Source organism: Jiella marina (assembly GCF_024359545.1).
Lineage (GTDB): Bacteria > Pseudomonadota > Alphaproteobacteria > Rhizobiales > Rhizobiaceae > Jiella.
On sequence record NZ_JAKQZG010000007.1, the window covers coordinates 128,346 to 153,467 of the forward strand.

The 25,122-nt window shown below is 64.9% G+C and carries 18 protein-coding genes; 7 read left to right on the forward strand and 11 right to left on the reverse strand.

Features of this window, described 5'->3' with window-relative positions:
- Positions 1 to 172: 172 nt before the first annotated feature.
- The gene (locus tag MF134_RS13760) at positions 173 to 7,543 is read left to right on the forward strand and encodes a beta strand repeat-containing protein (RefSeq protein WP_255340046.1); all 7,371 of its coding nucleotides are present in this window, start codon (positions 173 to 175) and stop codon (positions 7,541 to 7,543) included.
- A 367-nt stretch (positions 7,544 to 7,910) separates the two neighbouring features.
- Here MF134_RS13760 and MF134_RS13765 read toward each other — a convergent pair whose 3' ends face one another.
- The 3 genes from MF134_RS13765 to MF134_RS13775 all read right to left on the reverse strand — a co-directional run bounded on the left by MF134_RS13765 (position 7,911) and on the right by MF134_RS13775 (position 10,918).
- A complete protein-coding gene (locus tag MF134_RS13765) occupies positions 7,911 to 9,245 on the reverse strand; it encodes a TRAP transporter large permease (RefSeq protein ID WP_255340047.1) in 1,335 nt (444 codons plus the stop codon).
- 1 nt (position 9,246) lies between these two features.
- Positions 9,247 to 9,753, reverse strand: coding sequence for a TRAP transporter small permease (locus MF134_RS13770; RefSeq protein ID WP_255340048.1), 507 nt, complete (start codon positions 9,751 to 9,753; stop codon positions 9,247 to 9,249).
- A 136-nt stretch (positions 9,754 to 9,889) separates the two neighbouring features.
- Complete coding sequence (locus MF134_RS13775) at positions 9,890 to 10,918, reverse strand: DctP family TRAP transporter solute-binding subunit (protein ID WP_255340049.1); 1,029 nt, start codon at positions 10,916 to 10,918, stop codon at positions 9,890 to 9,892.
- A 159-nt stretch (positions 10,919 to 11,077) separates the two neighbouring features.
- Between MF134_RS13775 and MF134_RS13780 the strand changes: the two genes are divergently transcribed.
- Genes MF134_RS13780 through MF134_RS13800 form a run of 5 tightly spaced genes read left to right on the forward strand, consistent with a single transcriptional unit; the run spans position 11,078 to position 16,483 of the window.
- Positions 11,078 to 12,001, forward strand: coding sequence for an IclR family transcriptional regulator (locus MF134_RS13780; RefSeq protein WP_255340050.1), 924 nt, complete (start codon positions 11,078 to 11,080; stop codon positions 11,999 to 12,001).
- Positions 11,998 to 13,167 (forward strand): acetyl-CoA acetyltransferase, encoded by a 1,170-nt coding sequence (locus tag MF134_RS13785; protein WP_255340051.1) that lies wholly within the window; start codon positions 11,998 to 12,000, stop codon positions 13,165 to 13,167. Before MF134_RS13780 ends, MF134_RS13785 begins: the two co-directional genes overlap by 4 nt.
- Entirely contained in the window at positions 13,164 to 14,783 is a 1,620-nt protein-coding gene (locus MF134_RS13790; protein WP_255340052.1) for an acyl-CoA synthetase, read from the forward strand. Before MF134_RS13785 ends, MF134_RS13790 begins: the two co-directional genes overlap by 4 nt.
- Complete coding sequence (locus MF134_RS13795) at positions 14,780 to 15,637, forward strand: PCC domain-containing protein (RefSeq protein ID WP_255340053.1); 858 nt, start codon at positions 14,780 to 14,782, stop codon at positions 15,635 to 15,637. The genes MF134_RS13790 and MF134_RS13795 overlap by 4 nt, the downstream gene beginning before the upstream one ends.
- A 45-nt stretch (positions 15,638 to 15,682) precedes the next feature.
- On the forward strand, positions 15,683 to 16,483 hold the full coding sequence (locus MF134_RS13800) for an SDR family NAD(P)-dependent oxidoreductase (protein ID WP_457589989.1): 801 nt from the start codon (positions 15,683 to 15,685) through the stop codon (positions 16,481 to 16,483).
- A gap of 37 nt (positions 16,484 to 16,520) precedes the next feature.
- On the opposite strand, the gene MF134_RS13805 is transcribed toward MF134_RS13800, so the two are convergent.
- The 7 genes from MF134_RS13805 to MF134_RS13835 form a co-directional block, all read right to left on the reverse strand.
- Positions 16,521 to 17,516 (reverse strand): alcohol dehydrogenase catalytic domain-containing protein, encoded by a 996-nt coding sequence (locus MF134_RS13805; RefSeq protein WP_255340055.1) that lies wholly within the window; start codon positions 17,514 to 17,516, stop codon positions 16,521 to 16,523.
- A complete protein-coding gene (locus tag MF134_RS13810; protein WP_255340056.1) occupies positions 17,513 to 18,274 on the reverse strand; it encodes an SDR family NAD(P)-dependent oxidoreductase in 762 nt (253 codons plus the stop codon). Before MF134_RS13810 ends, MF134_RS13805 begins: the two co-directional genes overlap by 4 nt.
- An 8-nt stretch (positions 18,275 to 18,282) precedes the next feature.
- Positions 18,283 to 19,590, reverse strand: coding sequence for a histidinol dehydrogenase (gene hisD, locus MF134_RS13815; protein ID WP_255340057.1), 1,308 nt, complete (start codon positions 19,588 to 19,590; stop codon positions 18,283 to 18,285).
- Between the two features lie 48 nt (positions 19,591 to 19,638).
- A complete protein-coding gene (locus tag MF134_RS13820; protein WP_255340058.1) occupies positions 19,639 to 20,955 on the reverse strand; it encodes a TRAP transporter large permease in 1,317 nt (438 codons plus the stop codon).
- Positions 20,956 to 20,966: 11 nt separating this feature from the next.
- Complete coding sequence (locus MF134_RS13825; RefSeq protein ID WP_255340059.1) at positions 20,967 to 21,482, reverse strand: TRAP transporter small permease; 516 nt, start codon at positions 21,480 to 21,482, stop codon at positions 20,967 to 20,969.
- Positions 21,483 to 21,759: 277 nt separating this feature from the next.
- Complete coding sequence (locus tag MF134_RS13830) at positions 21,760 to 22,914, reverse strand: TRAP transporter substrate-binding protein (protein ID WP_255340060.1); 1,155 nt, start codon at positions 22,912 to 22,914, stop codon at positions 21,760 to 21,762.
- Entirely contained in the window at positions 22,911 to 23,129 is a 219-nt protein-coding gene (locus MF134_RS13835) for a hypothetical protein (RefSeq protein ID WP_255340061.1), read from the reverse strand. The genes MF134_RS13830 and MF134_RS13835 overlap by 4 nt, the downstream gene beginning before the upstream one ends.
- A 166-nt stretch (positions 23,130 to 23,295) precedes the next feature.
- Here MF134_RS13835 and MF134_RS13840 point away from each other — a divergent pair, with 166 nt between their 5' ends.
- Positions 23,296 to 24,330: a LacI family DNA-binding transcriptional regulator gene (locus MF134_RS13840; RefSeq protein ID WP_255340062.1), complete on the forward strand. Its 1,035-nt coding sequence runs from the start codon at positions 23,296 to 23,298 to the stop codon at positions 24,328 to 24,330.
- Between the two features lie 36 nt (positions 24,331 to 24,366).
- Here the strand turns inward: MF134_RS13840 and MF134_RS13845 are convergent, their stop codons facing one another.
- On the reverse strand, positions 24,367 to 25,116 hold the full coding sequence (locus MF134_RS13845) for an SDR family oxidoreductase (protein WP_255340063.1): 750 nt from the start codon (positions 25,114 to 25,116) through the stop codon (positions 24,367 to 24,369).
- Between the last annotated feature and the right edge of the window lie 6 nt (positions 25,117 to 25,122).

Sequence of the window (25,122 nt, forward strand, 5' to 3'; positions counted from 1 at the left end):
GTCTTCGTCTTCCGACGAACGATCGTCTCGCTCCCAAAGGCCTCCAGAGCGGAGTCATGGCGAACGGTTTCGCATGATCCCGCCTCCATTCGGCTGCGGTCGGTCCGCCTGCAGCTTCCTGAAGAACGGGCGCCGTCATCTGTGCGCCAGGAACCCTTGAACGGAGACGAACATGTCTGAGACCAATTCCGTGCAGAATGCGGCCGCGGCGGCGACCACGATCACCGGCGCAACCGGAAATGCCGAAACGCCCGTCAGCACCACAGTGGCCGAGGCGGCCTTCGATCCGAGCATCACGCTGCTGCCGGCTGGCGGCTGGATTGCCGTCTGGACTGCGGACAACGAAGAATCAGGCAACGAGTTCAGCCGCACGCTTTTTCAGCGCTTCGATGCCAGCGGCAACCCGGTCGGACCGGAAACGCAAGTTGGCGATCCGGACGCCTTCTATTCTAACACGTCGGCCGTGCCGCTTGCCGATGGCGGTTGGATGATCATTCACGATCGTGGCGACATCGTGCAGCAACGCTTCGACGCCGACGGCAACGCGGTGGGCGGCGAAACGCAGATTAACACGGTCAGCGGCGATCTTCGCGGTGCGACTGCAACCGCGCTCGAGGACGGAGGCTGGGTCGTCGCCTGGCATAGAAATGGATTCAACGAACAGGTGTTCCAGCAGGTTTTTGATGCAGAAGGCAATGCGGTCGGTGGCGAAGTCCACGTCAACACGACCACATCGGGCCGGCACTTCGTGAATGATATCGAAGCCCTGCCCGATGGGGGCTGGGTTGTCGTGTGGAACGTAGGCGGCGGTATCGGCAACGTGGAGCAGCAGCGCTTTGATGCGAATGGCGATCCGGTGGGCGGCGAGACCCAGGTCAACTCCATTGCTGGTGGACCCAACTCCAACCCTACAGTCACAGCCCTTGCCGATGGTGGCTGGGTGGTGACGTGGGCTGACCCGGACGGCGACCAGAACGGTATCTTTCAGCAGCGCTATGACAGCGACGGCGATGCCGTCGGCTCCCAGACCGGGGTCAACACCACAACGGCCAGCTTCCAGAGCACACCCGAGGTCACGGGACTGCCCGATGGCGGCTGGGTCGTCGTCTGGCACTCGGGAGGCAACCAGGACGGCGTCTACATGCAGCGTTTCGCCGCGAACGGCGATCCCGTCGGAACGGAAACCCTCGTCAATGTGACGACCGAAGGAAGTCAGAGAGACGCTTCGGTCACAGCACTGGACGGCGTCGGCTGGGTTGTCACTTGGAGGTCGACGGATCCGGACACCTTCGATGACGTGGTCATGCAGCGCGTCTTTGCCGCCGACATCGAGGGGACGGACGGCAACGACGTCATCGACGGCACCGTGTTCGACGAGGCCATTTTCGGCCTGGGCGGCGACGACACGATCGACGGCGGCGAGGGCGACGATACAGTCGAGGGCGGCGCCGGCGCCGACGACATGGACGGCGGCGAGGGCATCGACACGCTGAGCTATGCCGGCTCGGCGCAGGGCGTCGTCGTCCGGCTGAGCGACGGGACCGCGACCGGCGGCGACGCTGCGGGCGATACATTCGTGAATTTCGAGAACCTTACCGGGTCCGCGCATGACGACACGCTTGCGGGCACCACAGGCGCGAACGTGCTCAGCGGCGGCGCGGGAAACGACACCCTGATCGGTCTGGGCGGTGCAGACTTCCTCCATGGCGGGGAAGGCAACGATACCTTCGACATCCTTCCGACGGAAGATTTCGCCGGCGCCACGATGGACGGCGGCGCCGGCAGCGACCGGCTCCTGCTCCGGACGGCGGATGACGTGCAGAATGCATATGACCTGACCGGCACCAGTTTTCTCTCGATTGAGGAAATCGAATTCGCAGCGGATACAGGGGGCTTTGATGAGAATATCAAGACGGTCAGCCTTTCCGCCTCGCAGGTCGGCGGCGCCGGCCTGTCGAGCACGTTGCTCATCGACGGAAACGACAGCACGGACAAAAAGGATCTCATATCCATTGCAATGGGTGACGCTACCAGCCTCGACCTGTCGGGATGGACATTTCAGCAATGGGGCACCGTGGCCAATAATGGTGACGGAGAATTCATTACCATCACCGGCGACGGTGACGCGGAGACGATCACCGGCAGTTCCGAGCGCGACGTGATCGACGGCGGCGCGGGCGACGACACGATCGACGGCGGAGGCGGCAACGACACGCTCGATGGCGGCGACGGCAATGACATCCTGATCGGCGATCAAATCAGCAGCCTCTCGGTCGATGAAACAGTCGCGAACAATACCTTCGAGACCGCGCTCAACATCGACGATCCGGCGCTGTGGTCGACGTCCGAGAATCCGCTCGTCGGCGACTCCAGCGTGCCGCACACGACCCTCTTCGTCGAAGCCACCGAGGGAGAGTTCGAATTCTTCTCGGTCACGCTCGGCGCGGGAGAAACCATCACGCTGGACGTCGATTTCGGTAACAATTCCTCGTTCGGCGGCAACGTCGACACCATGATCAGACTCTTCGCGCCGGACGGCAGCATCGTCGCAGACGACGACGACAGCTCTACGAGCGACGGCGGTCTCGGCAGCACCAGCAGCCTGGATTCCTTCCTGACCTTCACCGCGACGGAGGCCGGCACCTATGTCTTCCAGATGCAGCAGTTCAGCGATCGAGAGTTCGACGCCGGGGAGGGCTTCGCCGTCAACGTCTCGGTGACAGGCCACGCCGCCACGGGCACGGCGACGTCCGGCGACGACGTGCTCGACGGCGGTGCCGGCGACGACCTTCTGATCGGCCTCGCGGGCAATGACACGCTGACCGGCGGTCAGGGCGACGACCAGCTCGAGGGAGGATCCGGAAACGACACGCTCAATGGCGGCGACGGCCTGGATACGGCCGCGTTCGAAGGCGCCGACGGGGTCGTCGTGGACCTTGTCGCGGGCACCGCGACCGGTCAGGGCGACGACACGCTCATTGGCGTCGAGAACGTGATCGGCAGCGACAACGCCGACACGATCACCGGCGACGCCGGCGACAATGTCATCGAGGGCCGATCCGGCGACGATCTGATCGCCGGCCTCGGCGGCGCCGACACCATGAATGGCGGCAGCGGCATCGACACTCTGGACTATTCCGCTTCGGCAGACGGCGTCGAAGTCAACCTGAATGCGGGAACCGGTAGCGGCGGCGATGCCGAGGGCGATTCATTCTCCGGCTTCGAGAACGTGATCGGCAGCGACGGCGATGACGTCATTTCCGATCAAGCCAACTCCGGTGTCGTCAATATCATCGACGGAGGTCACGGCAATGACCGTCTCGTCAAGCTCAGCAACACGAGCGGTGGGAGCCAGGATATCTGGATCGGCGGCACCGGGACCGATACTTTCGTCTTCGACATTGATCCGGGCGAGAACACGCGCGTCATCGACCTCGCGCGGGGCATGATCACGGCCAATGGCGAAGCGCGCGACCTTCTGATCGGGATCGAGAACGTCGAGACCGGCGGCGGCAACGATATCGTCGGCAGCGGCCGCAACAACGTGCTGACGGCCATCGGCGATTTCGACAATGTCATTACGGGCGGCGGCGGCGCCGACACGATCGACGGCGGCGGCGGCAACGACACGGCGGACTACTCGACATCGTCGGGCGCCGTCGATGTCAGCCTTGCCCGCGGCACCGGGATCGGCGGCGATGCGCAGGGCGACACGCTGACCGGGATCGAGAACCTCGTCGGCTCGGCGCGCGGCGACGTCCTGACCGGGGATGCCGGCGACAATGTTCTCGCCGGTCTCGCCGGCGGCGACGAACTCAATGGCGGCGAAGGCTCGGACACCGTCGACTATTCGGCGTCCGGCAGCGGCATCACCGTTGATCTGGCGGCCGGCACGGTCGCCGGCGGTCATGCCGAGGGCGACACGCTGACGGACATCGAGAACGTCATCGGCTCCGACAATGCCGACGACATCACCGGCGACGCCACCGACAATGTCATCGAGGGCGGCGCCGGTGGCGACACACTGTCCGGTGGCGACGGTACCGACACGCTCAGCTATGCCCGGTCGGCCGCCGGCGTGACGGTCGATCTCCTCAACCAGACCGTTTCCGGCGGCGACGCCGAGAACGACACCATATCGGGCTTCGAGAACGTCATCGGTTCCGACAACGCCGACACGATCACCGGCGACGCCGGCGACAACGAGATCGAGGCCGGCCTCGGTGACGACACGATCGACGGCGGGGACGGCATCGACACGGCCAGCTATGCCGGCGCTTCCGGCGGCGTCACGGTCGATCTGGAAGCAGGCACGTCCTCGGGCGCCGCCGGCGCCGATACGCTGACGAATACCGAGAATATCATCGGTTCGGCTTTCGACGATACGTTGACCGGCGACGGCGGCACCAATGTAATCGACGGCGGTGCCGGCAATGACCGGATTTTCGGCGGCTTAGGCCGCGACATGCTCTATGGCGGCGATGGCGATGACGTCCTCGGTTTCACAGGCACGAATGTTAACGACCCGATCGTACAGCTCGTCGACGGCGGCGCCGGCGTTGATACGCTCGACATTTCGGACTTGAACCTAGCTGCCTTAACAGTCGATCTGACGGCCGGTACTGTGACTGCAGGCGGGCTGGGCCCGGATGTGGTGGCCTCCCTGGTGTCCATCGAGAATGTCATCACCGGCGATGGCGACGATACGATCATTGGCGATGACAGCGACAACTTCTTCAAGCCGGGTCTTGGCGACGACACTGTCGATGGCGGTGAGGGCAACGACACCGTCAGCTACGAGGGTTCGGGACCCGACCTGGTGATCGACCTGGCCGCCGGCACATCGACCGGCCGCGGAACGGACACGCTGATCTCGATCGAGAACGCAACCGGCGGCGGCGGCGCCGACACGATCTTCGGCGATGATGGCGCGAACGTGCTGATTGGCAACAACGGTGCGGATACTCTCGACGGGCGCGGCGGCGACGATACCCTCGATGGTGGAAACGGCAACGACACGATCACGCTCGGTGACGGCAACGACACCGCAACAGGGGGTGATGGCAACGATACCTTCATCCTGCAGGATCTGGGCTTCACCTCCTCGATCAACGGTGGAAACGGGGCCGACACGCTCGATCTCTCCGGCGCCAGTCAGGCTGTGATCTATCGCGATGATCAGGCAACGCTCGGCACCACCGTTGCCTCGGTGTCCTCCATCGAGACCGTCATCGGTACCGATTTCGACGACATCATAACCGAGGTCGGAAACCTCAACGACGTCTTCGCCGGCGATGGCGACGATCTCGTGATCTTCGATCTCAGCGCGGGCTCTGACACCGTGGATGGCGGCGACGGGATCGACACGCTCGATCTGAACCAGAACACGGAAACCGCCAATTTCACCATCGACCTCGCGGCCGGCACCTATACCACGGGAGGTTCCATCGACACCGTGGCCAATTTCGAGAACCTGATCTCCGGCGACGGCAACGACACGATCACCGGCACGGCCGGCGCCAACGTCATCGAGGGCCGCGGCGGCAACGACACGATCAACGCCGGTGACGGCGACGACACGATCGAGGGCGGCGCGGGCGCAGATACGATCGATGGCGGCGACGGCATCGACACGCTGACCTATGCCAATTCGAGCGCCGCAGTCCGCACCCCCCTTTTCAACAGCAATGCGCTCAGCGGCGGCGACGCGGAAGGCGACCGGATCTCCAATATCGAGATCATCATTGGCTCCGCCTTCGGCGACAATCTGGAATCGGCCGGCGCAAGCGAACTGCATGGCGGCGACGGCAACGACACGCTCACCGCGCGCGGCAATATTGATCTCTTTGGCGACGAGGGTGACGACATCCTGTCCGTCCATCCGAACGGCAGTGGACGCCTCGCGGATGCGACCTTCGACGGCGGAGCAGGCAACGACACCCTCGACATCTTCACCGACGGGGTCGAGGACTTCACAGACAATGCGCTCGTCTCGCTCGAGACGCTCAGTTTCAGGAACCTGAACGGCGATTCGTCCTTTTCCTTCACCGCCGACCAGATCAACGGCTTCTCGACAATCAGCCTTCGTGATCGCGGCGGCTCCGGTGATCTTGCCATCCGGATCGCCATGGGCGACGCCGCCAGCCTCGACCTGTCAGGTAAGGTCGTGAACGGTATTCCCGAGGACCGGTTCGTCATCAACGGCGACGACGACGCCGAGTCGATCACCGGTTCGTCCATCGACGACGAGATCAATGGCGGCGGCGGCGATGACCAGATTGCCGGCGGCGCGGGCGACGACACGCTGAACGGCGGCGCCGGGGCGGACAAGCTGTTCGGCGGAACCGGCAGCGATACGGCGAGCTACGCCGGCTCCGATGCCGGCGTCGCGGTCGATCCGCGCAACGGCAACGCCTTCGGCGGCCACGCCGCGGGCGACACGCTGACCAATATCGAGAACCTCACCGGCTCGGCCTTCTTCGACACGCTCATCGGCAACAGCCAGGCCAACATCCTCAGCGGCGAGAACGGGTTCGACACGCTCCGGGGTCTCGGCGGCGACGACGAACTCTTCGGTGGCAACGGCAACGACACCCTCATGGGCGACACCGGCGACGATCTTCTCGTCGGCGGGGCCGGCGCGGATGTGCTCGACGGCGGCGACGGGATCGATACGGCAAGCTACGCCGACTCCAATGCCGGCGTTTCGGTCGATCTGCGCAACGGCAACGCCTTCGGCGGCCATGCCGCGGGCGACACGCTGGCCAATATCGAGAACCTCACCGGCTCGTCCTTCTTCGACACGCTCATCGGCAATGGCGAAGCCAACATCCTTCGCGGCGAGAACGGCTTCGACGCGCTTCGCGGCTTCGGCGGCAACGACGAGCTCTTCGGAGGCAACGGCAACGACAATCTCATGGGCGATGGCGGCGACGACCTTCTCGTCGGCGGGGCCGGGGGCGATGTGCTCGATGGCGGCGCCGACATCGACACCGCGAGCTACGCCGACTCCGACGCCGGCGTGACGATCGACCTGCGCGGCGGCACCGCCTCCGGTGGCCATGCTCAAGGCGACACGCTGACCGGCATCGAGAACCTGACCGGTTCCTCGTTCTTCGACACGCTGTCCGGCGACAACGGCGTCAACGTGCTCAGCGGCGGCAACGGCTTCGACACGCTGCGCGGCTTTGCCGGGGACGACACGCTTCTCGGCGGCAATGGCAACGACACGCTCTTCGGCGACGTCGGCTTCGACACGCTGACCGGCGGCGCCGGCAATGACGTCCTCACCGGCGGCTTCAACGGCGACCTCTTCGTCTACGAAAATGGCTTCGGTCAGGACACGATCACAGACTTCGAGGAGTTCAACAATTTCGAGAAGATCGACCTGTCCGCCGTGACGAACATCACCGACTTCGCCGACCTTTCCGCCAATCATCTCTCCCAGGTCGGCGCCGATGCCGTGATCACCGACGGGGCGAACACGATCACCCTCACCGACGTCAACATCGCCGATCTCGACGCCAACGACTTCGTCTTCTGACGAACCAGCGTTTCCCGTCACAAGACCCCAGAGCGGAGTCGTGGCAAACGACTTCGCTCTTTCCGTTTGCGCTCGGAGACCGACTGTCAGCTTGCCGGAGACCGCGGGCCGGGCCCATTGCCAGTCGCCATGCGATGAGGCGGATGGATGGACCCTGGGCTTCTGGGCGCCATGCTGTAATGCGCGGGGAGGGCGAGATGTGTCTGCCTCCGAGTGGATGCCTCGGCCACTGGAAGCGGGCGTTCTGACAAGAGGCTGCGACCCGGACGAGGGCCGCCGGCTCGACTGATCCTCGCGGAACCTGCCGTCAGCGCTTGGACGTTCGGCTCCTCTCAAGACCTGGGGTGCGCTTCTCTGCAGGGGCTGGTCACTGCATCCAGGCGAGCAGCACTTGCGAGAGTTCCGGGAAGGCGGCGATGATGGCGAGGCCGGCAAGGCTTGCGATCAGGAAGGGCACCGCGCCCACCGCGATCCGTTCGAGCGACATGCGGGTGATGTTCGCGGCGACGAAGAGGTTGATGCCGACGGGCGGCGTGAACAGGCCGATGGCAAGATTGACCATCAGCGCCACGCCGAACCAGACCGGGTCCCAGCCAAGCTGGTGGACGACCGGCAGGAAGATCGGCAGGGCGATGAACATGATGGTGATCGCGTCCATGAACATGCCGGCGATCAGCACGACCAGCATGATGACGGCGAGGATCACCCATTGATTGTCGCTCAAGGCCAGCAGAGCGCTGGAATATTTGCCGACGAGATCGTCCACGGTCACCACCCAGCCGAACAGGCTGGCGAAGGTGACGACCAACATGACCACGGCCGAGGAGGCGCTCGCCTCGACGAGGGCGGCGTAGAGTGTTCCGATGGATAGGGTTCGGTAGATGAAGAGGCCGACGAAGAGCGCGTAGACCGTAGCGACGATCGCGGCTTCGGTGGGCGTGAAGACGCCGCCATAGATGCCGCCGAGGATGACGACTGGCGTCAAGAGGCCCCAAAAGGCGTCAATGAACGAGCGTCCGAGCCGCGCTCCATAGCCCATGCCTTCGTAGGGAGCCGGGGCGATCGCCGCGAGGCCGCCGTCGGAGGATTCGAGATGCGCCGCATGCCGCGCCTTGCCGGCGAAGGGCAGTGCCAGAAGCATCGAGACGCCCATCACCAGGCCGGGGATGATCGCGGCGATGAAGAGCTGGGCAATCGAGGTGTCGGCGATGACGCCGTAAATGACGAGACCGATCGAGGGCGGAATGACGATCGAAAGCGCCGCGCCCGTGCAGACGAGGGCGGCGGCGAAGGGGCGGGGATAGCCGTCTTCTGCCATGCCGCGGATGATCAAGGGGCCGATCGCAGCGACCGAGGCCGGCCCCGAGCCGGACACTGCGCCCCAGAACAGGCAGACCACGGTGCCGACGACACCCATCCCGCCGGGGAGCGAGCCGACCAGGACGCGGAAGAAACGGATCATCCGCTCGGCGATGCCGACCGTGCCCATGAGGGTGCCGGCAAGGATGAAGAAGGGAATCGCGAGCAGCGAGAACTTGGCGATGCCGCTCGACAGGAGGTCGCCGACGAGATCGAGCCCGAATCCGATCTGCCACATGGCATAAAGCGAAGAGAGGCCGAGCGAGAAGGCGACCGGAACCCTCAGCGCGAGTAAGAGGAAGAACAGGATCACCATCTCGGTGCCGGGATCGAGGCCGAGCACGTCAGATCTCTCCCTTGCCGTCACCCGGCCCGTAAATGGCCGTCGCGCCCGCCTGCCGCCATTCCGCCAATCCGGCCTGGACGAGCCGGATCGCGATCAGGGCAAAGCCGATCGGGAGCCCGACCGAGACGTACCATTCGGGGATCTGCATGCCCGAGGATGTGATGCCGCTCTCATACTGGTTCTGGACGAGACCGAAGGTGTACCAGGCCGCAAGTGCGAGGAGCAGGACCGACAGGAGGCCGGAAATCGCGATGGCGACGCGCCTTGCCTCGCGGGGCAGCGAGTCCGTCAGAAGCGTCACCGCCAGATGCTCACCCCGCCGGGCCGCGACAGCGGCGCCGAACACCGTCAAAAGCAGAAAGCCGTCGAGCAGGAGTTCCTGGGTGGCGGCGAAGGAATAGCTCGTCAGATAGCGCACGACGACATTGACGAAGCCGAGGGCAGTCATCGCGAGGAAGATCACGGCGCAGACGATCTTTTCCGCCTCGTCGAGGAGGTGACGCATGTCGGTCTCGTCAGGAATGGGGCGGTGGGCGGAAAGCTGACGGCATTGCCGCGAAATACGGCCGCCACCGGATAGTACGATTGTTCTTGAAATTCAAAATCGGGACCGATCGCCCGGGCGATCGGTCCCGAGGGGGTCAGTTCGATTGGGCGTTTTCGCCGTTGCCTTCACCCTCGATCGCGTTCTGGAACAGCGAAACGAGGTCCGGGCCGACCTTCTCGGCCCAGGTGTCGAAAGCCGGCTGGGTCGCCTGGCGGAACGCGTCGATCTCCTCCGCGCTCGGCTCGTAGATTTCCATGCCCTTTTCCTTCAGGAAATCGACGCCCTTCGCCGTATCTTCGCGGGTGATTTCCTTCTGGTAGGTCATCGCCTCTTGGGCGGCCGAGCGGACCATCTCCTTGGTCTCGTCGTCCCAGCTGTCCCAGAGCTTCTGCGACACGCCGACGAAGATCGGATCGTAGGAGTAGTGCCAGGTCGTCAGGTACTTCTGCACCTCGTAGACCCGCTGCGGGATGATGACGGCGCCGATCGGGTTTTCCTGGCCGTCGACCACGCCCTGCTGAAGGGCCGAGAAGGTCTCGGACCACTGCATCTGCTGCGGGTTGGCGCCAAGCGCGTTCATCACGTCGATATACATCGGCCCGGCGACACGCATCTTCAGGCCTTCCAGATCGGCGGGGGCCTTCACCGGCTTGACGTTGTTCGTCACCTCGCGGAAGCCGTTCTCGCCCCAGGCGAGGACCACGATGCCGTGCTCGGCCATGATCTCCGTCATGCGCTCGCCCGGCTCGCCCGAGGTCGTCGCGTCGACGTCGTCATAGTCGGTGTAGAGATAGGGGAGCGAGAAGACCGCCATTTCCGGTACCAGCGGCGTGACGTTGATCGCCGAGGTGACGACGAAGTCGAGCGCGCCGCGGCCGACCATCTCGGCCTGCTTCATCTGGTCGCCGCCGGTGAGCTGTGCCATCGGGAAGATGCGCACGTCCATCTCGCCGCCGGACTTTTCCTGAAGAAGCTCGTTGAACTTCTCGGCGCCCTTCTGCCAGGTCGTCGTGTCGTTGGTGTTGTGGGACAGGCGGAACGTCTCGGCGTTCACCGGCGACAGGGCAGTGGCCGCGAAGGCGGCGGCAAGGGCCGCCGCGGCGGCGAGTTGCTTCAGTTTCATCCAATTTCCTCCCGGATCGAAATGGCAGGGGCGCCGACCATCTTCTCCCATGGCATCCATATTATGGACATGCGGCGCCAACGAATTCGCCAAGGTTGCCATTCCAGAAGGGTGCTTGCAAGTTCATTTCGCTTCCGTGACAATGCGCATCCGAGAAAGATGTCCATAATCTGGACGGAGCAGGGCTTGGATACGCTGGAAAGAATGGCCCCGGAAGGCAGCGGAGCGCAGAGCGTCGATCGGGCTCTGACGCTGTTGTCGCTGATCGGGCGCCATTGCGAGAAGGGCGCCTCCCTCGCCGCCATCGTCGAGGGCAGCGGTCTCAACCGGCCGACGGCGCGCCGTCTGGTGCTCGCCCTGATTCGCTCCCGGCTCGTCGAACAGGACCCGGTCACGAGGCGCTATTTCCTCGGTGAAGAGGCCTATGTGCTGGGTGTGCTCGCATCCCGGCGCTTCGGGTTCCTCGACTGCGCGCTGGAGAGCCTTGCCAGCCTGTCGAAGACGAGCGGCGATACGAGCTTCGCGTCGATCCGGCGCGGCGACTATTCGGTCTGCCTGCATCGCGAGGAAGGCGCATTTCCCATCCGCACCCATGCCCTTGACCCGGGCCATCGCCATCCGCTCGGCGTTGGCGCGGGTGCGATGGCCATGCTCGCCGCCCTCGACGATGCCGAGATTGCCCGGATCCTGGACACCAATCAGGCAATTCTTGCCGAGCACTATCCTGCCTATACGAGCGAAGCTTTCGCACAGGACATCGCCTTTGCGCGCAGCCGGGGCTACGCCTTGAACCCGGGTCGAGTTCTGCAGAATTCCTGGGCGATCGGCATGGCGGTGCGATATCCCGACGGCCATATCGCCGGCGCGCTGTCCGTCGCGGCAATCGACAGCCGCATGGGCGAAGCGCGGCAGGCGGAACTCGCGCGCGATCTCGCCGCGGAGGTCCTGAAGGTCGAAACTCGGCTGTCGGGTCGGTTCGGAGCCCACCCTACAACCAATGGCAGACCCTTCAAGACGGCGCGGGGCGATCTCCCACCGCAGTCCCATTCCACAGCCCCATCGACGGGAGGAGTTGAACCATGAGCAAGGCACGTATCGTCGGCTGGTCTCACAGCCATTTCGGCAAGGTCGAGGCGCCGTCCACCGAAGCGCTCATGCGCGAAGTAGTCGGTCCGGCCATCGACCATGCCGGTATCGAGACGTCGGACGTCGACGGGATCTTCGTCGGCGTCATGAACAACGGCTTTTCCAAGCAGGACTTTCAGGGCGCCCTCGTCGGCATGGCCCATGACGGGCTCGGCCAGGTGCCGGCCGTGCGCATGGAGAACGCCTGCGCCACGGGGTCGGCGGCGCTCTATTCCGCGATGGACTTCATCGAAGCCGGGCGAGGCCGCATCGCCGTGGTCGTCGGGGCCGAGAAGATGACGGCGATCCCGACCGTCGAAGTTGGCGACATCCTCCTCGGTGCGAGCTATCGGGAAGAAGAGGCGGAGGTCGAAGGTGGCTTCGCCGGCATTTTCGGCCGTATCGCCCAGACCTATTTCCAGAAGTTCGGCGACCGCTCCGAAGAGCTGGCGATGATCGCGGCGAAGAACCATCAGAACGGCCTCGCCAACCCTTACGCCCACATGCGCAAGGATTTCGGCTTCGAGTTCTGCAACACCGTCTCGGACAAGAACCCCTATGTCGCCCCGCCGCTCCGGCGAACCGATTGCTCGCTGGTCTCCGACGGCGCGGCGGCGATCGTGATCGCCGACGAGGAAGTCGCCGAAGGGCTGGAGCGGGCGATCGCCTTCCGAGCACGGCGCCACGTCAATGACGTCCTCGCGATCAGCCGGCGCGATCCGACCGAGTTTGCCGGCGCAAGGACCGCCTGGGCGAAGGCGCTCGAAGAGGCGGGCCTCACCCTCGACGATCTCGATTTCGTCGAGACCCACGACTGCTTCACCATCGCGGAGATGATCGAATACGAGGCGATGGGCCTCGCCAAGCGCGGCGAGGGCTACAAGGTCGTGCGCGAAGGCATCACGCGCAAGGACGGCCGGCTTCCGGTCAATCCCTCGGGGGGCCTGAAGTCGAAGGGCCATCCGATCGGCGCCACCGGCGTGTCGATGCATGTCATGGCCGCCATGCAGCTCATGGACGAGGCCGGCGACATGCAGGTCTCCGGCGCGAAGACCGCCGGTGTCTTCAACATGGGCGGCGCCGCGGTCGCGAACTACGTGTCGATCCTGGAGCGCGTGAAGTGACGACGGCTGATCCCAAGGGAGGCGTCGCGCCGCAGTCGACGCGCGTCTCTAATCTCGCTCATCTGGTGACGCGGGCCAGCCGCAGGCTCGGCGACCGGCCCGCCCTCGTCTGGGGCGAAGGGACTTGGAGCTGGCGCGATCTCGACGCCCGTATCGATGCCATGGCGGGCTGTCTCAAAGGACGCTTCGGCGTCGAGAAGGGCGACCGCATCCTGGTCCAGTCCCAGAACTGCAACCAGATGTTCGAGGCGATGTTCGCCTGCTTCCGTCTTGGGGCGGTCTATGTGCCGACGAATTTCCGCCAGACGCCGGACGAAGTCGCCTATCTCCTCGAAGCGAGCGGGGCGCGGGGACTGATCTGCAATGCGAGCTTTCCCGAGCATGCGAGCGCGTGCCAGAAATCGGCAAGCCGTCCAGATTTCACTATCTCGATTGGCGCGGCGGATTTCGGCGAGGACTACGACACGCTCGTCGACGCCCATCTCTGCGAGACGATGCCGAACGCGACTGTCGATCGCGATGATCCGTGCTGGTTCTTCTTTACCTCCGGCACCACGGGCCGGCCGAAGGCGGCGGTCCTCACCCACGGCCAGATGGCCTTCGTTGCGGTCAATCACCTCAACGATCTGATGCCCGGCACCGGGCCCGCGGATGCTTCGCTGGTGGTGGCGCCGCTCTCCCACGGGGCGGGGGTTCATCAGCTCACGCAGGTTGCGGCGGGGGCCACGACGGTGCTGCTTCCCTCCGAGCGCTTCGATATCGCCGAGGCCTGGGGGCTCGTGGAGCGCTACCGGATCTCCAACATGTTCACCGTGCCGACCATCGTGAAGCGGCTGGTGGAGCACCCGGCCGTCGATGATTTCGACCATTCCTCGCTCAGATACGTCATCTATGCCGGCGCGCCCATGTACCGGGCGGACCAGAAGCGGGCGCTCGAAAAGCTCGGGCCGGTTCTCGTGCAATATTTCGGGCTTGGCGAGGTGACGGGCAACATCACCGTGTTCCCGCCGGCCGAACACAGCCTCGACGACGGGGAAGCCCGTGTCGGCACCTGCGGCTTCGAGCGCACGGGCATGGAGATCGCCATCCAGGACGATGACGGCAACGCGCTCGAGCCGGGCGCGACCGGCGAGATCTGCGTGACCGGTCCGGCCGTCTTCGCCGGCTATTACGACAATCCGGAAGCCAACCGGAAAGCCTTCCGCAAGGGTTGGTTCCGCACTGGCGATCTCGGGCACGTGGACGAAGCGGGCTATCTCTACATCACCGGCCGCGCCTCCGACATGTACATCTCCGGCGGCTCGAACATCTATCCGCGCGAGATCGAGGAGAAGATCCTCGCCCATCCGAAGATCTCCGAGGCGGCGGTCGTCGGCGTGCCCGATCCGTCCTGGGGCGAGGTCGGGATTGCGGTGCTCGTCGCCGCTCCGGGGGAAACGGTCTCCGAAGCCGAGATCGGCGCCTTCCTCGCCGAGAAGGTCTCCCGCTACAAACTGCCCAAGCGCTTCGTCTTCTTCGACGAGATGCCGAAATCGGCCTATGGCAAGATCACCAAGAAGATGGTGCGCGAGGCGCTGGAAGAGCGCGGCCTGTTGGCCGGAGAAACCGCCGCATGAGCGACGCGGACACCTTGCGAACGATCCGCCATCCCGGCCCCGTCGCGCCCGTGAGACACGCGAAGGCTGTCGGCGAGGCTGTGGAGCTCGACTTCACCATCGAGCCCGGCAAGGCAATGGAAACCGGGCTTGGCGAAGGGGTGGCCGCTGCGGGCTGTGAGTCCGCCTATGTGGATATCCGATCCGCCCGGATCGCGCCATTCCGCTACGTGATGCCCGCCGGCTCGCCCGGCCCGAGCCACGCCGCTTGGTATTCGGAAACCTATGCGCCCGAAGGCGGCGTGAAGGTCGAAGCCGCCGGCGCGATCGTCGGCCGGCGGGACGGCGCGCCCTTCGTCCATTGCCATGGGATCTGGCGTGCCGATGGCGGGCCGCGTGCGATGGGGCATATGCTGCCGCCCGAGAGCTTCGCGGCCGAGCCGCTCCGGATCGCCGGCGTCGGCCTTCGTGGCGCGGTCTTCGAATCGCGGCATGATGAGGAGACGAATTTCCGCCTCTTCGCCTCAGAGGCGACGGGATCCAACCGCCAGAGCGGACGGCCGGCGCTGGCGGTGACGTTGCGGCCGAACCAGGACGTCTCGCACGCGATCGAGGCGATCTGTGCCGAGGCCGGGATCGCCAACGCACGTATTCTGGGCATCGGCAGCCTCAACGGCGCCCGCTTCGAAGCCGGCCCGCCGATGGAATCCTACGCCTCCGAACTTCTCATCCGCGAGGGGCGGCTGGAGGCGGGTCGGGCTCGGCTGGAGGTTGCTGTCGTCGCGATGGACGGGACAATCTACGAAGGCGTTCTCGTGCCGGGAGAGAACCCGGTCTGCGTGACCTTCGAACTGATGATCGTGCCGCAGGCATAAGGCCCGGCTTGGCGGGTCCGCTGCGGGTTCCGCTAACAAAGAACAATGACGAAAGGGACGGGAATGAGTGAGTCGAAGGTCGCGCTGGTCACGGGTGCCGCGCGAGGAATCGGCCTGGCCGCGACGAGGCGCTTTCTTGCCGAAGGCTGGCAGGTGGTGCTGCTCGATATCGACGGGGAAACCCTCGAAGCGACCTTCGCCGAACTCGGCCGGCCCGACGAGACCCTGGCGATCACCGGCGACGTTGCTGACCCTGAGGCAATGGCCGAGGCCGTTGCGGCGATCGAAGAGCGCTTCGGCCGGATCGACGCTCTCGTCAACAATGCCGGCACGGCGGTCTTCAAGCCGCTGCTCCAGACGGGTTTCGAGGAATGGTCCCGCGTCCTTGCCGTCAATCTCAGCGGGCCGTTCATGATGACCCAGCTGACGGCGCCGATCATGGCGCGCCATGGCGGCGGTGCGATCGTCAACATCACCTCGATTTCGGGCCTGCGCGCTTCGACGCTCCGCGTCGCCTACGGCACGAGCAAGGCCGGTCTTGCCCATCTGACGAAGCAGCAGGCGGTTGAGCTGGCCGGGCTCGGCATTCGCGTCAACGCCGTCGCGCCGGGGCCGGTCGACACGGCCATGGCGAAAGCCGTGCACAGCCCGGCGATCCGCGCCGCCTATCACGAGACGATCCCGCTCGAACGCTACGGTCTCGAGGAGGAGCTGGCCGACGCGATCCATTATCTCTGCTCGCCGCAGTCGAGCTACATCACCGGCCAGACCTTGGCGGTCGACGGCGGCTTCGAAGCCGCCGGCATCGGCCTGCCGGCGCTGCGGCAGGCAGAGGCCGGGGAGTGAAGAGGCAGCCGGCGGCCTGTGATGGCCTCCGCTCGAGTCAGCTCTCGGGTTGCAGGATGATCTTTGGAGCGGACGCATTGCCGGACAGAATGTCGGTGAAGGCACCCGCCCCATCCGCAAGGGAGCGTTCTTCCGGCCACTCGAGCGCACCGAGCCGGCCATCGAAAATCGCCTGCGCCGTCTCGCGGAAATCCTGCGGCGTGTAGGTGTAGGTGCCGACGAAGCTGATCTCCTGCAGCGTCATCCGGCGGATGTCGAGGCCGCCCTCGCTTTCGCCGAGACCGATATGCATGATGATCCCGCCCGGCCGTGAGAATTTCGTCGCGAGGGCCCGGGTTGCGGCGAAGCCGACCCCATCGATGATCACGTCGAACAGCGCGTCTTGAGGGCCGGCGGCCGGATCGAGGATGTCGAAGGGACCGGCCGCTCGGATCGCGGCATGGCGTCTTTCGTTGGTTTCGGCCACCTGGACGTTCTCAGCGCCCATCGCCCGAAGCGAGAGCGCCGCGCCAAGGCCAATGGCGCCGCCGCCGATGACGAGGCATCGGCCAGACCTCAGCGCCGTCTCGTCATGGCGCCGCGCGAGGCGCGCGGCATGCCAGCCGCAGGCCAGCGGTTCGGCGAGACAGGCCTTTTCGAAGGAGACGCCGTCCGGAATTTCGACGAGGTTCTCAATCGGGATCGTGACGTGTTCGGCGAAGGCCCCTTGCCTCGGATTCATCGACAGGATCTGGCGGTTCGGGCAGAGATTGTTGCGACCCGCCGCGCAGGCCGGGCAGGTCCCGCAGGTGACCAGCGGATTGATGGTCACGCGCTTGCCGGCCATCGCGCCGGTCTCGACGATTCCTGCGGCCTCATGGCCCAGGATGAGCGGGGCAGGGCGCCGCTCGTCATGGCCGAGATAGGCATGCATGTCCGAGCCGCAGATGCCGACGGCCGCGACACGTACCCGGACCTCGCCTTCGCCGGGTATGGGCTCATTGACCTCGCGATAGTCGAGCTCTCTGGGAGCGGTATAGACGAGCGCCTTCATCTTGCCGTGAAACCTCCATCGACGAACAGGATCTGGCCGGTGACATAGGCGGACGCATCGGAGCTCAGAAACAGAAGGGGGCCCCGGAGGTCCGCCATCTCGCCATTGCGGCCGATGCAGGTCTGGCGGGCGTTCTTCTCGGCCAGTTCAGGGTCCGAGAAGACCGGGCCGGTCAGCTCGGTCGGAAAGAATCCGGGCGCGAGCGCATTGGCGTTGATGCCATGGCGGGACCAGGCTTCGGCCATGGCCCGCGTCAGCTGTTCGACGCCGCCCTTGGATGCGCCATAGGCGATGCCGCCGGGAAAGGCGCGCCGCGACTGAAGCGACGCGAAATTGACGATTCGGCCCCAGCCCTTCGCCTTCATCGCCGGTGCCAGCGCCTGGGCGAGAAGGAACGGCACGGTGAGGTTCAGATGGATCGTCTGGTCCCAGCCCTCGGCCGTGACCTCGTCGGCGGCCTGCCGGGTGTTGATGCCGGCGGCGTTGACGAGGATGTCGGGCGGACCGAAGGGGCTGGCGGCGTCCCTGGCGATCCCCTCGACCGCCGACCGGTCGCCGAGATCGGCGGCCAGGACGGCGGTCTCGCCCTGTGTCGAGGCCTTCCACGCCTCAAGCCGCTCGGCGCGCCGCGCAATGCCGACGACCTTCGCACCCGCCTCGGCCAGCATCGTGGCGGCCGTCTGTCCGAGGCCGCTGCTCGCGCCGGTGACGCAGGCGACATGGCCCGACAGATCGAACAGGTCGTGAGGTTTTGCCATGGCCTCGCTCATTCCGCAGCGGACAGGTCGAAATCGGTCGAGGGAAAATACTTCCGCAGCCGGATGTCGGCTGTGCGGGCATGGCCCTCCATGCCTTCCAGGCGCGAGATGCGGGCGGTCGCTTCCGCCACCGGTCGCGAGCCCTCGCGTGTTGCGCGCTGCCAGGTGACGATCTTCATGTATTTGTGGACCGAGAGGCCGCCGGTGTAACGCGCAGCGCCGGAGGTGGGCAGGACGTGATTGGTGCCCGCCGCCTTGTCCCCATACGCAACCGTGGTCTCTTCTCCGAGGAAGAGCGAGCCATAGCATTTCAGCCGGCCGAGCCACCAGTCGAGGTCTTCGGCCTGTACGGTCAGGTGTTCGGGCGCGTATTCGTCCGATGTCGCGGCCATTTCCTCGCGCGAGTCACACAGGATAACCTCGCCGAGATCCGCCCAGGCCTTGGCGGCGCTGTCGCGGTTGGGCTCGGGGAGTTCGGCGATCAGCTCGGGCACTCGGGCGAGAACCCGCTCGGCAAGCGCCTTGTCGTTCGTGACCAGCCAGACAGGGGAATTGTAGCCGTGCTCGGCCTGGCCGACGAGATCGGCGGCGACGACTTCGGCATCGGCGGAGGCGTCCGCCAGAATCAGGCTGTCGGTCGGTCCGGCGAACATGTCGATGCCGACCCGGCCGAAGAGCGCGCGCTTGGCTTCGGCGACGAACTGATTGCCCGGCCCGACGAGGATGTCGGCCGGGGGCATGCCGAACAGCCCGAACGCCATGGAGGCGACCCCCTGGACGCCGCCCATGGCGAGGATGGCATCGGCGCCGCAGAGATCGGCGGTGTAGAGGATTGCCGGATTGACGCCGACGCCCGGGCGGGGCGGCGAGCAGACGGTGATGTGCTCGCAGCCGGCGACCTTGGCCGTCGTCACGGTCATGATGGCGGACGCGACGTGGCTGTACCGGCCGCCGGGAACATAGGCGCCCGCGCAGCGCACGGGGATGCTCTTCTGGCCGGCGGTGAATCCGGGCACGACCTCGTATTCGACATCGCCCAGCGTCGCCAGCTGGCGCTCGGCAAAGCGGCGGACATTGTCATGGGCGAAGCGGATGTCGTCCTTGAGCTTTTGCGGCACCTTCGCCGCGGCTTGCGCGATCTCGTCCTTCGTCACCACCGCGGCGCCGTCATATTTGTCGAATTTCTGCGCATAGCGGAGCGCCGCCTCTTCGCGCCCGGTCTCGATCTCGTCGAGGATGGACATGACGGTGTTGCGCACGTCCTGCGAACTGGAAACGGAGATCTCTGCGGCTTTCTTGAGATATTCGCGGCTCATCGGGCGACCTCGTGGATTTTCGTTTGAAGGGAAGCGTGGAGGCGCTGGTCAGAAGACCGGGACCGAGAGCGCCGGGACATAGGCGATCATCAGAACGACCAGCAGCATGAAGAAGACGAAGGGCACGGCCCACCAGGCGATCTTGAGTATCGGCTCTCCCGTCAGTCCCGCCGTCACGAAGAGATTGAGCCCGAGTGGCGGGGTGATGAAGCCGACGCCCAGCGCTGTCACCATCATCACGCAGAACTGCAGTTCGCCCATGCCGATCTCGTCGGCGAGCGGCTTCAGGATCGGCGCCAGGATGACGATGTTCGGCGTCGTTTCCATCACGCAGCCGGCTGCGATCAGGACCGCGATCATCAGGGCAATGATGAAGATCGGTTCGCTGGTCACCTGTGTGATCGCGCCGACGAAGCCTTGCGGCACGTTCAGCGCGGCCAGCGCCTGGGCAAGTGGCAGCGAGAAGGCGATGATCGGCAGGATGACGCCGTTCACCTTCGCCGACGAGACCAGCATCGAGGGAAAATCCGCGAAACTCAGAGTGCGCAGGATGAACCCCATCAGGATCGTGATGACGACCGCCGTCGCGCCAGCCTCCGTCGGGGTCAAGCGCCCCGAGAAGATGCCCCAGAAGATGATCCCCGGCACAAGGAAGGCGTACCAGCCACGCTTGATGGCTCTGCCGACATTCGATCCCCACTCGCGAAAGGAAATCGCGTCGTTGTTCTCGAACGCCTTGATCCGGTTCATCACCGAATTGGTGACGAGGATCGATAGAAGGATCATGATGCCTGGAATGAGCGCCGCCTCGAAGAGGGTGGAGGCGGAAATGCCGAGCACGAGGCCGATGACGATATAGGCGATCGAAGGCGGGATCAGGATGCCCGTGCAGGCGCCGGCCGCGACGAGGGCGCAGGCGTAGGGTTTCGGGTAGCCGGATTCGGTCAGACGCTGGATCGTCATGCGACCGACGGCAGCGGCGCCGGCTGCATCGGAGCCGGAGATGGCCGAAAACATACCGCAGACCAGCACCGTCGCCGAGCCGAAACCGCTCCGGGCCCATGACGTCAGCGCGTCGGCGACATCGAGGAATTTCCGGCTGAGGCCAGTGCGCACCAGGACGTCGCCGGTCAGGATGAACAGCGGGATCGCCGTCAGTGCGAACGCGTCGATGCCGTCAAACAGCGCCTCGCCCACGAGCGAGAGGGGAAGGACGCCCGAGATGTAGAGCATCAGACAGGCTGCCACACCGATGGCCGCCCAGACGGGGACCGCCAGGATGCAAAGCACGACGAACGCGAGTACGGGACCGTAGAACGACCAGCCGAGAACGATCTCCTGGTCCTGAAGCTGTTGCCAAAGCATTCTCTTGAACCTCAGTCGAACAGGCGTTCGCCTTCGTAGACCTCGCCTCCGGACCGCAGAGCGCGGACATCGCGGAGAAGGGACTGGATGAGACGGAAGACGACGAGCGCGAAGCCGATCGGCACGGCCGACAGAAACCACACCATCGGCGCACGCAGGCCATGGCTGACGGAGCCGAATTTCCAGGAAACGGCGACCGTTTCATAGGAGTAGTAGAGGGCCACAACCGCAACGGCGAGCATCACCAGATCGCCGAGGATGTAGATGACGGACTTGGCCCAGGGGGGCACGAGATGCGTGATGATATCGATGCGGATATGGGCGCGTTCCTTGATCGCGGCGGCGACGCCGATCCAGGACAGGTAGATGAAGGAGTAGCGGACCACTTCCTCGCCCCAGATCGACGAATAAGCGAAGACTTCCCGACGCACGACCTCGACCGCCATGACCGTCACGAGGACGGTATAGAAGACGAGCAGCGCCCAGCGTTCCAGGTTCTTGTCCAGTGTAGAGAGGAGAGGACGCATGGCACCTCCTGTGGGCCGGCTTCGCCGTTCCGGCGCGCCACCCGTTCGGTTTCATCGGGATCGGGCGCTCTTTTGCGCGCTGACCTGGATGCGGTTGTCGGAACGCGGACGCCTCGAAGGTCGGCGTCCGTGCACGGCTCGGTGAATTTGCCGTGGACCGGGGCAGGAGCCCCTGTCGAAAAGGTGCTATCGCTTGCCTTTGTCGCGCATCGAGAGCTTCGTTCCCCGACGGGGGACCGACCGCCTCTTGGCGGCCGGTTTGTGGTCGAGCCTGTGATCAGGCGTCGTTGACGTAGTATTTGCTCTGGGTGCCGGCAGCCTCTTCGAGCTTGGCGAAGTCGTCCATCGATCCCGCGAGTTCGGTCTTGTAGGAATCCCACTCGCTGCGCTGATAACCACCGGCGTCCTTCCACTCCGCGAGCTGATCTTCGCTCAGAGTGTGGAATTGCACGCCCGCCTTCTGGAGTTCGTACATGGCGTAGGCCCGCGCTGCGGGCACCTTTGCCAGGTTCTGCGCCGAGGTGATGTCCGAAGCGTATTCGATCGCCTCCTTCAGGTCGTCCGAAAGCCCGTTGAACCATTCGAGATTACAGGAATAGATCTGCGAGTCCGGCACGGCCTGGGTGAAGGTGACGTTGGACAGGATGTCCTTGAACCCGAAGACGTAAAGCGCGCCGACGGAGGGATCGAGCGCGTCCGCGACGCCCTGCTTGATGGCCGATGGGGTTTCGCCCCAGGCGACCGGCGTCGGGTTGGCACCGACCATGCGATAATACTGCTGCAGCATTTCCGAGCCGGGAACGCGGAACTTGACGCCCGAGAGATCGCTCGGGACCATGACCGGCTTGTCCTGGCCCTTGCGCATCGCAACGACGCGCGGGTCGATGACGACGTAGAAGAGCGGCTTGAATCCCCGTTCCTCGATCTTCGGGTGGACCTTCTCGACCCATGCGTCGGATTTCACGAGATTGACGAAGCGCTGGTTCGATCCGCAGAAATACGGAAGGTTGATGAGATCGACCTCGGGCGCGAAGGGCGCGAAATTCGACATCGAATGCTGCGCGGCTTGGATCGTGTTGCTCTGCACCTTCTGCACCAGCGCGCCGCCGGCGCCGAGCTGGCCGCCGGGCGAGAGCTTCACATAGATGCGGCCGCCCGAAAGGTTCTGGATATTCTCCTTCAGGTCGAGCTGCATGATCGGATAGCTGCGCGATGCGCCGAGAACATAGGCGGTCGCGATCGTCATTGTCTGCTCGGCTGCCGACTCGCGCTCGCGCTCCTCACTGGCGCTCTGCGCTGCGGCCTCGTCGGACCAGAGCGTGCCGGCGGCGCCTGCCACGACAGCTGCCGTGAAACTTCCAGCAGCAGACAGCTTGAGGAAGTTGCGACGCTCCGCACTCTTCAGTTCTTTGAGGTCAGTTTCCGTTGTCATGGGGTCTCCTCCCGGATTTTTGCCAGATCGTCTCTTCTCCGCGCTTCGGCCTTGAGCGTGCCGATGACGAAGAGGATGCTTGAAAGAAAGATCAGCAGAACTTCACCGACGCGGCCGATGAGTGGCTCACTGCCCGACGCGCCAAGGGCGACGTTGGCGATGAAGACGAGAAAGCCGCAAAGCGCGGCGACGAGCCAAGGGGTCTTGCCATTCATCGTGCGGCCCTCCCAAGCCGTACGATCGCCTTTGTAAGCGCTTACAATCCAAAATGCAAGCGCTTACATTGCTACATCTGATGTTCGATTCTATAGCCGATGGGAAGCGCGGTTCGCTGTCGAACATTTCGCCGCCAACATCTTGGCGCTTAGGGGATTTTGACGGATGGATGCGTTCGCAAAGCCGAAACTGGACGATGTCGCCCGAGAGGCCGGCGTCTCGACGGCGACCGTCTCGCGATGTCTCAACGAACCGGGGAAGGTGACCGCCGCGACTCGCGACAGGGTGATGCGGGCAGTCGAAGCGCTGGGCTACACGCCGAATTTCGGGGGCAAGGCGCTTGCATCGCAGAAGACGAGTACGGTGGGTGCGGTTCTGCCGACGCTGGACAATGCGATCTTCGCGCGCGGTCTTCAAAGTTTCCAGGAAACACTCTCGGCAGCGGGCGTCACCTTGCTCGTCGCCAGCTCCGGCTATGACGCCGATCGCGAGGACGAGCAGATCCGGGCGCTCATCGGGCGTGGGGCGGACGGTATCCTCCTGATCGGCACGGCGCGTCGGCCCGCCGCTTACGAATTCCTGAAGCGAGCCCGGACGCCCTATGTCATCGCCTGGTCCATTGGCGAAGCGGGAGAGACCTCGGTCGGTTTCGACAATGTCGGGGCCGCGCGGGAAATGGCGCGCCGGGTGATCGCGGAGGGGCATCGCCGGATCGCGATGATTTCCGGCATCACCCATATGAACGATCGCGCCGCCGGTCGCGTCGAAGGAGTCTGCCAAGCTCTCAGGGAGGCGGGCATCGAGACCGCAGACCTCGTGGTCGATGAGGTCCGCTATGCTTTCGACGAGGCGGGCGAGGCTCTGGAACGGCTGATGTCCAGAAACGACCCGCCCACCGCGATCATTTGCGGCAACGACGTTCTGGGTGTCGGGGCGATCGCGCGGGCCAAGCAATTGGGGCTCGTGGTCCCGAGTGATCTCTCGATCACCGGATTTGACGACATCGATATCGCTTCGATCGTCGAGCCAGGCCTCACGACCGTGCACGTGCCGCACCGCCGCATGGGGACGGCTGCGGCCGAGACGCTTCTGGCGCTCATCGACGGGCGGCCCGTCTCCGAGACGGTGCTCCTTGAAACGACCATCTGCGACAGAGGCTCGCTCGGACCGGCTCCTGCTGGCAATCGCCCGAGACCGTAGTCGGCAATCTCACTTCCGCCGGCAGGAGCTTTGCCGTTACGCGTCGCGGTGAACCTGAAACGGGGCCCAGCTCTGGCTGACGGGCATCAGTTCCAGTTGGTTGATGTTCATGTGGGGCGGGAGCGTTGCGACCCAGAAGATCGTTTCGGCAATGTCCTCTGGCTGCAATGCATGGGCGCCGCCATAGAGCTTGTCGTAGCTCGCCTGGTCGCCGCCGGTGCGAACCAGAGTGAATTCGCTTTCGCAAAGGCCCGGCTCGATCGACGTCACGCGCACGCCGGTGCCGTGGAGATCCGAGCGCAGGCCCCGCGAGAACTGCTGCACGAAGGCCTTGGTGCCGCCATAGACATTGCCGCCGGGATAGGGCCAGTTGGCCGCGATGGAGGAGAGATTGACGATCGCCCCGCGCCGCTCGATCAGCTTCGGCAGGAGCTTGTGGGTAAGCGAGACGAGGCCGGTGACATTGGTGGCGATCATCGTCTGCCAGTCGTCGAGCTTGCTCGATTGAGCGGGCGCCGTGCCGAGCGCCAGGCCGGCATTGTTCACGAGGAGATCGATCCCGGCGAAGGCTTCGGGCAGCGCGTCCAGCGCCTCGGTCATCGACGCGTCGTCGGTCACGTCGCAGACGGCTGGATGAAAAGAATCGCCGACTTCCGCCTTTAGCGCTTCGAGCCGCTCGGCACGTCGGCCGGTGCCGATCACCTGCCAGCCGGCGCTCGCGAAGCGTCGGGCCATCGCCTGGCCGAAGCCGGCAGTGGCGCCTGTAATCAGAATCGTCTTCGTCACGGATTT

What these genes read in the sequence shown, in the direction of transcription:
- MF134_RS13830 (WP_255340060.1), bottom strand. Translation starts at nt 22,914, where the DNA reads ATGACAACGGAAACTGACCTCAAAGAACTGAAGAGTGCGGAGCGTCGC.
- MF134_RS13800 (WP_457589989.1), top strand. Translation starts at nt 15,683, where the DNA reads ATGACGAAAGGGACGGGAATGAGTGAGTCGAAGGTCGCGCTGGTCACG.
- MF134_RS13785 (WP_255340051.1), top strand. Translation starts at nt 11,998, where the DNA reads ATGAGCAAGGCACGTATCGTCGGCTGGTCTCACAGCCATTTCGGCAAG.
- MF134_RS13775 (WP_255340049.1), bottom strand. Translation starts at nt 10,918, where the DNA reads ATGAAACTGAAGCAACTCGCCGCCGCGGCGGCCCTTGCCGCCGCCTTC.
- MF134_RS13760 (WP_255340046.1), top strand. Translation starts at nt 173, where the DNA reads ATGTCTGAGACCAATTCCGTGCAGAATGCGGCCGCGGCGGCGACCACG.
- MF134_RS13835 (WP_255340061.1), bottom strand. Translation starts at nt 23,129, where the DNA reads ATGAATGGCAAGACCCCTTGGCTCGTCGCCGCGCTTTGCGGCTTTCTC.
- MF134_RS13770 (WP_255340048.1), bottom strand. Translation starts at nt 9,753, where the DNA reads ATGCGTCACCTCCTCGACGAGGCGGAAAAGATCGTCTGCGCCGTGATC.
- MF134_RS13780 (WP_255340050.1), top strand. Translation starts at nt 11,078, where the DNA reads ATGTCCATAATCTGGACGGAGCAGGGCTTGGATACGCTGGAAAGAATG.
- MF134_RS13810 (WP_255340056.1), bottom strand. Translation starts at nt 18,274, where the DNA reads ATGGCAAAACCTCACGACCTGTTCGATCTGTCGGGCCATGTCGCCTGC.
- MF134_RS13795 (WP_255340053.1), top strand. Translation starts at nt 14,780, where the DNA reads ATGAGCGACGCGGACACCTTGCGAACGATCCGCCATCCCGGCCCCGTC.
- hisD (WP_255340057.1), bottom strand. Translation starts at nt 19,590, where the DNA reads ATGAGCCGCGAATATCTCAAGAAAGCCGCAGAGATCTCCGTTTCCAGT.
- MF134_RS13805 (WP_255340055.1), bottom strand. Translation starts at nt 17,516, where the DNA reads ATGAAGGCGCTCGTCTATACCGCTCCCAGAGAGCTCGACTATCGCGAG.
- MF134_RS13840 (WP_255340062.1), top strand. Translation starts at nt 23,296, where the DNA reads ATGGATGCGTTCGCAAAGCCGAAACTGGACGATGTCGCCCGAGAGGCC.
- MF134_RS13820 (WP_255340058.1), bottom strand. Translation starts at nt 20,955, where the DNA reads ATGCTTTGGCAACAGCTTCAGGACCAGGAGATCGTTCTCGGCTGGTCG.
- MF134_RS13825 (WP_255340059.1), bottom strand. Translation starts at nt 21,482, where the DNA reads ATGCGTCCTCTCCTCTCTACACTGGACAAGAACCTGGAACGCTGGGCG.